Origin of the sequence: Streptomyces viridosporus, from assembly GCF_002078235.1 — a bacterium.
Taxonomy (GTDB): domain Bacteria; phylum Actinomycetota; class Actinomycetes; order Streptomycetales; family Streptomycetaceae; genus Streptomyces; species Streptomyces viridosporus.
In genome coordinates, this window is record NZ_MSGP01000405.1 from 1 (window position 1) to 2,315 (window position 2,315).

General features: G+C 71.9%; 1 protein-coding gene and 1 pseudogene. Both read right to left on the bottom strand.

The genetic code is table 11. The features are described from left to right. A pseudogene (locus tag B7L92_RS42730) lies at positions 1-147 on the bottom strand (YceI family protein); the annotation flags it as partial. Positions 148-717: 570 nt separating this feature from the next. Further along, complete coding sequence (gene hpnR / locus B7L92_RS26950) at positions 718-2,217, bottom strand: hopanoid C-3 methylase HpnR (RefSeq protein ID WP_081239970.1); 1,500 nt, start codon at positions 2,215-2,217, stop codon at positions 718-720. Positions 2,218-2,315 lie beyond the last annotated feature (98 nt).

The following is a 2,315-nucleotide window of genomic DNA, read 5'->3' on the forward strand; positions in this document are numbered from 1 at the left end:
CATGGCGTGCCGGGCGACGAAGCCGATCGTGGTGTGCGCGGGGTCGATCGTGTAGTCGCCGGAGAGGGCGGCCAGGTCCGGGCTCACGGCGGCGGCGGTGTCCGTGGCGGGCGCGGGCTGGTTGCTCTTGCGGTTGAAGATACCCATGGTGTTCCTCCTGGGGACGGGGAGATCACGTTGAATTTTCAACTAACTCAACGAGGTCCACCGTAGACCTATTCTCTTCAAAGTTCAACATCTTTGGCGAGGTGTCGTGGTCGGACCGCCCGGAGGAGTGGGACCGGCCCGAGCGTGTCCTCCGTCGCCGTCCTGGTGGAGCCCCTGCGGGGTGACGCGTCCGGCGGTCGCGCGAAGGGCCGGGAGCACTTCGCGCGGAGCGCCGCCCGGCTGCCCGACGGAGCCGGGCCGGACCTGACCGTCCACTTCCTCGGCGACCGGGAGCGGGTCGAGTCCCTCGCTCCGCGCGACCGGCTCGTCGTGCTCCGGCCGGCTCATCGGTTCCGTGCACACACGTACCCCTGCCGGCTTCCGCCCATGCCCGCTGTCCGGCCGACCGGTGGCCGCCCGGCTCCCGACCCCGGGTGGACGGCCTCCTCGCGGCCGAGGCGGGGACCCGGCTGCGCCGACGGCGGGACCGGTCGGCGGACAGCGGCGAACGCGTGCCGGTCCCGACCCCGGAAGGACGCGACGGCGGCCCCTTCGGACGGACCGGGCGGACTACTCCGGTGTCCGCCGGGCCGGCGCGCCCTGGGTCGCGCTCCGGGTGTGGACGTACAGCTCACGCCGGTCCCCGACGTCGAGGCGCCGGGGGAGCGGCAGCTCGTAGCGCACCGGCCGGGCGTGGTCGGCGAGTTGCCGGCGCGGGTTGTAGACCTGGTTGAACTTCCACAGCATGCGGGCGAAGTTGGTCTGCCCGTGCAGCAGGTTGCGGGTGAGCACCCGCGCCGCGCCGAACGCCGTGCGCAGTCCCAGGTGCTTGCGGTTGATGACGGCCTGGGTGCGCACCAGCTCCTCGTAGAAGCGCTCCAGCGGCAGCGTGGTGGGCACCACCGCGTGCTGGATGTCGAAGAGGCGGTAGTCCCGGGTGGTGAGCCGGCGGGCCTCGGTGTGCCAGATCTCGGTACCCGGATACGGCGTCATCACGGTGAAGTGCACGATCTCCGGCACGGCCAGCGCGAACTCCCGCACCACGCGGAAGCGCTCCTCGTCCCAGGACGGGTCCACGATCAGGTTGATGGCGGCCTTGATGCCGAGCCGGCGCGCCGTCTCCAGGGCCTTGAGGTTCTCGTCCGGGCTGACCCGCTTGCGGTACAGGTCCAGGCCTTCGGCGTCGATGGCCTCCATGCCGAGGAACATGTAGCGCAGCCCCAGCCGCGCCCACCGCTCGAAGACCTCCGGGTGGCGCAGCAGGACGTCGGCACGCGTCTCCAGGTAGTACCGCTTGCGGATGCGGCGCCGCTCCACCTCCGCGGCGATGGCGTCCCCGTGCTCCGGCCGGATGAAGGCCACGTCGTCCACGATGAACACGTTCGGCTCGCGGACGTTCGCCAGGTCCTGAGCCGCCGCCTCGGGTGAGGCCTTGCGGTAGCTGCGGCCGTAGAACGTCCACGCCGAGCAGAACGAGCAGTCCCAGGGACAGCCCCGGGTGAACTCGGCGGAGGCGCACGGGTCGAGCTCGCCGATGAAGTAGCGGCGCCGGTTCCGCATCAGGTCGCGGGCCGGGAGCGGGGTGTCGATGCCGTGCAGCATCAGCGGCGCGGGTCCGCGTCCGGCGGCCGTGACGACGCCCGGCACCCCTTCCACCCCGCCGTCGCGCACCGCCTCCAGCAGGGGCGCGACCGCCGGTTCCCCCTCGCCGCGCACCACGGCGTCCACCGCGCCCTTCGCCTGTTCGAGCACCTCCTCGGCGACGAAGGAGACACTGTGCCCGCCGAGGAAGACGAAGCAGCCCGGCACCTCCTGCTTCACCCGCGCCGCCAGCGCGATCGCCTCGGGGATGTTCGCCAGGTAGTTCAGCGAGATGCCGAGCGCCTCCGGGTGGAAGGAGCGCACCTCGTCCCGCAGCCGCCCGAGGCCGAGCACCTGGAGGTCGACGACCCGCACCTCGTGACCCGCCTCGCGGGCGGCACCCGCGACCCGCTCCAGGCCCAGCGGTTCGAGCCGGAGGAAGATCTCGGAGTACATCAGGGCACTGGGGTGGACGAGCAGCAGACGCATGGTGACCTCGCCACGGGGAGCCGGAGGGAACCGGAGACGACAGGGTGTCCCCTTCGTATCCCGGAGAACCCGTGCCGCCAAGCGGGTGTATCGGAAGC